6 protein-coding genes and 1 tRNA gene are annotated in these 6,178 nt (G+C 41.2%); 4 read left to right on the forward strand and 3 right to left on the reverse strand.

Annotated features, from left to right (window positions below):
* Nucleotides 1–44: 44 nt before the first annotated feature.
* Together GQR52_RS11915 and gloB are read right to left on the reverse strand one after the other, a co-directional pair.
* Nucleotides 45–1,625, reverse strand: a complete 1,581-nt coding sequence (locus GQR52_RS11915; RefSeq protein WP_165728590.1) for a LysM peptidoglycan-binding domain-containing protein — start codon at nucleotides 1,623–1,625, stop codon at nucleotides 45–47.
* Nucleotides 1,626–1,769: 144 nt separating this feature from the next.
* A complete protein-coding gene (gene gloB / locus GQR52_RS11920; RefSeq protein ID WP_165728591.1) occupies nucleotides 1,770–2,543 on the reverse strand; it encodes a hydroxyacylglutathione hydrolase in 774 nt (257 codons plus the stop codon).
* 53 nt (nucleotides 2,544–2,596) lie between these two features.
* Here gloB and GQR52_RS11925 point away from each other — a divergent pair, with 53 nt between their 5' ends.
* On the forward strand, nucleotides 2,597–3,370 hold the full coding sequence (locus GQR52_RS11925; protein ID WP_024593678.1) for a class I SAM-dependent methyltransferase: 774 nt from the start codon (nucleotides 2,597–2,599) through the stop codon (nucleotides 3,368–3,370).
* On the opposite strand, the gene rnhA is transcribed toward GQR52_RS11925, so the two are convergent.
* Nucleotides 3,367–3,831: a ribonuclease HI gene (gene rnhA / locus GQR52_RS11930; protein WP_165728592.1), complete on the reverse strand. Its 465-nt coding sequence runs from the start codon at nucleotides 3,829–3,831 to the stop codon at nucleotides 3,367–3,369. The two genes, GQR52_RS11925 and rnhA, sit on opposite strands and share 4 nt — an antisense overlap.
* 68 nt (nucleotides 3,832–3,899) lie before the next feature.
* On the opposite strand from rnhA, the gene dnaQ reads away from it, so the two are divergent.
* The 3 genes from dnaQ (at nucleotide 3,900) to GQR52_RS11945 (ending at nucleotide 6,167) form a co-directional block, all read left to right on the forward strand.
* Nucleotides 3,900–4,613: a DNA polymerase III subunit epsilon gene (gene dnaQ / locus GQR52_RS11935; RefSeq protein WP_165728593.1), complete on the forward strand. Its 714-nt coding sequence runs from the start codon at nucleotides 3,900–3,902 to the stop codon at nucleotides 4,611–4,613.
* A 9-nt stretch (nucleotides 4,614–4,622) separates the two neighbouring features.
* Nucleotides 4,623–5,993: a TIGR03503 family protein gene (locus GQR52_RS11940; RefSeq protein ID WP_165728594.1), complete on the forward strand. Its 1,371-nt coding sequence runs from the start codon at nucleotides 4,623–4,625 to the stop codon at nucleotides 5,991–5,993.
* Nucleotides 5,994–6,090: 97 nt separating this feature from the next.
* Nucleotides 6,091–6,167, forward strand: a tRNA-Asp gene (locus GQR52_RS11945).
* Nucleotides 6,168–6,178 lie beyond the last annotated feature (11 nt).

The raw sequence follows: 6,178 nt of genomic DNA on the forward strand, positions 1-6,178 counted from the left end.
AAAAGGAGCGCATGCGCTCCTTTTTGCTTTTATAGCTTTATAAATTAACTACTTCTAACATCTACTTTAAGTTTTAGCTTTTGGCCCGGTTGTAAGTATTTTTGACCTGCTAAATTATTCCACTTAATAATTTCGTCAACGCTTAGATTAAACTTAGACGCAATACGTGCAAGTGAGTCACCTCGGCGTACTTTATACGTAATAGTACGGTTGGTGCTTGCCGTCACTTGTGGTTTATTGGCCGACTTATAAACCGTTAGTTTTTGATTTAGGCGCAGAACAGAGTTTTTCTTTAGCTTATTCCATTTAGCCAACTCATCCATAGTGACGTCATATTCGCGGCTAATATCCCATAACGTGTCGCCACTTTTAACTGTGTGCGAAAGCTTTGTGCGAGTTGCTTTATTAGCAGCTAAACGCATCTGCTTTGGTAAATGCTCGCTATTTATAGCGCCATCAGTAAGCGGGACTAATAACTCTTGGCCTACTTTAATCGTATTTGATTTGAGTTTATTAAGCGATCGGATTGCACTTGAGCTTGTTGTAAACTTTTTGGCAATTACCGATAAGCTGTCGCCTCGAGCCACAATATAACGCTGCCAGCGTAATCTGTTTTTAACATCAGTATTTGCTAGTTTTTGGCTAAATTCCTCTGCTTTATCAACAGGCAATAATAAAGAATGAGGGCCATTAGGATCAGTTGCCCAGCGGTTAAAACCAGGGTTTAATCTGTATAGCTCAGTAAGCGTCATATCAGCCATGTCAGCGGCAAGCGCTAAATCTATTTGAGAGCCTACATCAACCACTTCGACCACTTGTGCATTAATTACTGGTTGCCATGTAACGTTAAAATCATCTGAGCGTTTTAATAAATCGGCAAGTGCTAATAACTTTGGTACGTAGGCTGTTGTTTCGCTAGGTAAATCAAGAGACCAAAAATCGGTAGGTAAATGCTTTTTACGATTCTTTTTAATAGCGCGCATCAAGCGCCCTTCACCCGAGTTGTAAGCAGCAATCGCATTTAGCCAATCGCCTTCAAGTGTTTTATGTAAATACGATAAGTAGTCAAGTGCTGCGCGAGTCGACTGCACTATGTCGCGACGACCGTCGTACCACCAGTTTTGTTTTAAATCGAATCGCTCACCGGTTGCAGGCATAAACTGCCAAATGCCCGATGCGCTGCGATTAGAATAACCAAACGGGTCAAATGCACTTTCTACAATAGGCAGTAGTGCAATTTCGATTGGCATTTCGCGCTTTTCTACTTCTTCAACTATAAAGTGTAAGTAAGGTTCTGCACGTTTAGAAATACGATCTAAATAGGCTTGGTGGCGAGCGTAATAATTACGTTCAGTAACAACAGGGCGGTTTTGCGGTATTTCGATAGAAAGTTGGTAGCGAATTCGCTCCCATACATCATCAAACACGGGAGCTTCTTGCTCATCAGGGTCAACTTGCTGATATTGTGCGTTTACCATCAATGCATTGTTAATGTCGTTAGGACTTGCGCCTTCGAGTTGTTGGTTTGCTTGCGTGGCGACTTGAGAGTCTGAGTCTAGAGTTGTCATAGTTTGACAACCACTTAGCGCTAACGCCAAGGCTACTAATAGGGGAGATTTATTCATAAATACCAATACATCGGGTAAAAAACTCGGCGAATACTACCTGTTATGAGTTAACATTGCCACTTAATGACTTTTTTAAACGCAAGGATAGAATCATCACTTTAATTTAAGTTAATGATTCTAATTGATTTTTAAACCTATGTCTTAAAAATTGTCTTTGAACTGTCTCAGACTAGCAAAGTTTCCCCAAGGTTCATTGTTTTTTGTAACCGAGATAAATTTCTCCGGGACAAGTTCTGTAATGGTTGGCAAGTCGCTACGCATAAATGGATTTATTTTTAGCTCTTGTCCAATAGAGGTAGGTAATGAGATTTGATCATTACTGCGTAATTCATCTACTTTTTTACTGTACGCGAGTAACTCAGGGTTACGTGGTTCAACTGCTTTTGCAAAAGCAAGGTTAGCTTGTGTGTACTCGTGCGTGCAATACACACTACAGCTTGTAGGCAGCTCTCTTAGTTTATTAAAAGATTCCCACATTTGCTTTGGCGTGCCTTCAAATAAGCGCCCACACCCACCGCTAAACAATGTATCGCCTGTAAAAGCAAGTTCATCATTTGTATAACAAATATGATCAAGCGTGTGCCCAGGAGTTGCTAAAATAGTAAAGTTAACATTAAGTACGTTAATGCTCTGACCATCAGTAAGTGAATGAGTGATACCTTTAAATGGGCTATTAGCAGGGCCATAAACCAATATATTTGGATAAGCGTCAACTAATGCAGCTACGCCATCGGTATGATCGTAGTGATGATGCGTAATTAAAATACCACCGAGCGTTAGGTTATGCTCAGCTAAATGCGCTAATACGTTCTGTGCTTGGCCAGGATCGACTACCCATGCTTGGTTACTGTTATCGGTAGTTAAACACCAAATGTAATTATCAGAAAAGGCTTTAATTGCTTTGACTTGCACCATGGTAAATTGCTCTATAAAGTGACAGTTAACACATAGTATAACGAGCTCAAAAAATGAAACCAGCCCTTAGTTTTCAAGAAGGACCCAAACCACTGTCGTGGCAGCAGTTTCCTCATGGGGATTATTTGCGCACAGACATCGAACGAAAGATGGAGCAATGGCTGCCGCGTATGTTTGGCTATCATATGCTTAAATTGGGTAATTTAAGTGGCGAATTAAACACAAGTATAAGTACGATTAAACATCAAGTGTGTGTTGCAGAGCCTGGGCCTTATACAGGCGTAGTGGCTGACATAGATGAACTGCCATTTTACGAGCACAGTATTGATGCCTGCATACTAAGCCACTGCTTAGAGTATCATTCAGACCCTCATCACATTTTACGCGAAGCGCATCGCACGCTCATTCCGGGTGGTTATATAGTAGTGACTGGCTTTAATCCGTTTAGTTTGTGCGGACTTGCACAAATGTTGCCCTTTAGTGGTCAGAAATTACCGTGGACAGGGCGCTTTTTTACACCCGCGCGAGTTAAAGACTGGCTAAACTTACTTGGCTTTGAAATTGTAAGTGATGAACGTTTTATTTATTCATCATTGGCAAGAGGTAATAGGCTATCAAGATTTGAGTTTTGGCGTACCTTTGCTAAGCAGTATTTAAAACCGATGGGCAGTGTTTATATGCTGGTGGCACGAAAAAGGGTTGCGCCACTTACGCCAATAAAACCTAAGTGGCATGCAAGGCCGCAGTTTGCACCAGTAAAAGGGGCAGGGCTTAGACAAACCTCTAAGCAGCATTACAAAACGTGCGACCAAGAAAATAATCGTTAAGGCTGATAGCCTACATCTTCTAGTAAATCTTTACTGCCAGCGGCATCGCGTGCTAAATCGTCAACTATTTCGTTGTACTTATGGCCGCTATGCCCTTTAACCCATTTCCAAGTCACCTTGTGCTCGCTACAGGCTTTATCTAGGCGTTTCCATAAATCGACGTTTTTAACCGGCTTTTTAGCTGATGTTAGCCAGCCACGTTTTTTCCAGTTAGTGATCCACGATTCAATACCTTGCTTAACATATTGGCTATCGGTTGTTAGGTTTACTTCACATTCTCGAGTGAGTGATTCTAGGGCTACAATAGCCGCGAGCATTTCCATTCGGTTATTCGTTGTGAGTTTATAACCTTGGCTCATTTCTTTTTCGTGGCCGTTATAAATCATAAAAATACCATAACCGCCGGGGCCTGGATTACCTAAACATGAGCCATCGGTGTAAATCTCTACGGTTTTTTGCACTGTTTTACCTTGATCTTATGTACAATAAAGTGATTATAGAAAGATACCAGAATCAGGCTAAATTCGATATGGCACGTAGACAAATAGTTTTAGATACAGAAACCACCGGCATCGACCCTAAACAAGGGCACCGCATTATAGAAATTGGGTGTGTGGAGTTAGTAAATCGCCGTTTAACAGGCAATAACTTTCACGTTTATATAAACCCACAACGCCCAAGCGAAGAAGAAGCAATAGACGTTCACGGTATCACTAATGAGTTTTTACGTGATAAACCGTTATTTCATCAAATTGCCCAAGAGTTTTTCGACTATATTGAAGGGGCAGAGTTAGTTATTCATAACGCGCCGTTCGATATAGGCCACATGGATAACGAATTTGCGCTACTTAATCAGGGCTTCCCTAAAACAGATACTTTTTGTCAAGTTCTCGACACGCTTAAAATGGCGCGTGACTTGCATCCAGGTCAAAAGAACAATCTTGATGCATTATGTCGTCGTTACGATGTAGATAACGGTAAACGAACGCTTCACGGCGCGCTACTGGATTCTGAAATTTTAGCCGATGTTTACCTTGCCATGACGGGCGGTCAAACAAAGCTAAATTTGAATCAAAATAAAGATGACGGCAGCGAGCAACAGAAGGGCGGTATAAAGCGTTTAAATAGTGATAGAGCCCCATTAGTTGTTCTGCGAGCAAGCGACGCTGAGCAAAGCGCACACGAAGCACGATTAGATCTTGTAAACAAAGAAGGCGGCCAATGTATATGGCGCGCTGAATAAGGCGATTTAATGAAAACGATGTATTTTGTAACAGCGTTGTGTGCAGCTAGTTTATTTACTGGCAATGCATATGGCGTAAAACAAGTAGAAGTGCTCAAGCGCGATGGGCATCAAAATGAGATCCCTTTACTTGATAATCGTTTTCGCATAGATAGCAAAATTGATGAAATAACACTGCTCTTTTTTAGAAAGTCAGGCGCACCTGCAGTTATTTTAGTGCGGCCCGATGGCAGTAAGTACTTTGCTACTGACTCAGTTAAAAACCCTAATTTAGATTGGTTTGACGAACTCAGCTACGATTTAGTCACCATAAAAAAACCAATGGCAGGTCCTTGGCAAGTTATAGGCAGTATTTTGCCCGACAGCCGAATAGTTGTATTAGGCGAAATATCTCTTGAGGCAGAGCCTCTTCCTTCAATGTTGTTTAGAGGGGAGACAATAAAAATCACTGGCAAAATACTCAATGACGGTGAGCCAATTAATACAAACCTATTTAGAGATGTTGTTAGCCTTAATGTTGACTTTGTAAGTACCAACAATGAAAACTTTGCTAACTTTGGCGCAGGCATTCAAGAAGTCGCTGAATTTAAAGACGATGGACGCGGATTTGACGAGCGTCCTAAAGATGGTGTGTTTACCGGCGAGTTTACTTTAGATTTTCCTGCGGGTGAATGGACACCAGAGCTTTACGTTGCAACTCCGCTGCTACAGCGCCGTATTGTGCAAAATACAATAGAAGTGCACGAACCGCCTTTTTTAACCGAGGTCGCGTTAGCAGAGCAAGACACTGACGATCATTTACTGACTATAAATATAGATCCCAATATTGTTAAGCCAGAAACAGTCATTATTCAGGGAAAAATTTATTACCCTAATAACGAAGAGCAAATGTTTACCATAGATGCTGCTGCTAAAGACTCACGCCAGCTTAGTGTAAAAAATTATGATTGGGGTAGATATAGTGTTGAGCTGTCTGTTTTTGGCACGAATATTAATGGTCGTGAATTTATGGCAACGCTACCAACGTATAAATTTGAGATAGAACGACCTATAGAAGCGGTGCCCGAAATTGATCCTGCAACGATTATTACCCCAGATAAAATGATTGAGAGTGAACCGGTTGAAGAAAAAATGGCCACATCTACAATTATTAGTTTAATTGTAGGCTGCAATACGCTCATTTTATTACTAGGTTGGTTAGCAATTCGTATTTTTGTGCAGAAAAAACCGATTAAATTTAAAGTGAAGCTACCTTTTTTAAAGAAAAAGAAAACAAGTGAAGGTGATGTTGCCGACACAGAAAAAAATCAAGTCGGTAAAAATGGCTCAAAAAATGACAGATCAGGTGAAATTTTAAACCTTTCGATGACAGATGACTAAAAAACCTATAAAAAAACAAAAAAGCCCTTGACGAAATCGGGGTTGGTTCGTATTATTCACGCCGCTGTCAGGGAGACCTAAACAGCAACGAAAATATGGAGTGGTAGTTCAGTTGGTTAGAATACCGGCCTGTCACGCCGGGGGTCGCGGGTTCGAGTCCCGTCCACTCCGCCAACACTTACACA

The sequence above is a fragment of the Pseudoalteromonas sp. 31A1 genome (assembly GCF_011378815.1).
Taxonomy (GTDB): domain Bacteria; phylum Pseudomonadota; class Gammaproteobacteria; order Enterobacterales; family Alteromonadaceae; genus Pseudoalteromonas; species Pseudoalteromonas arctica.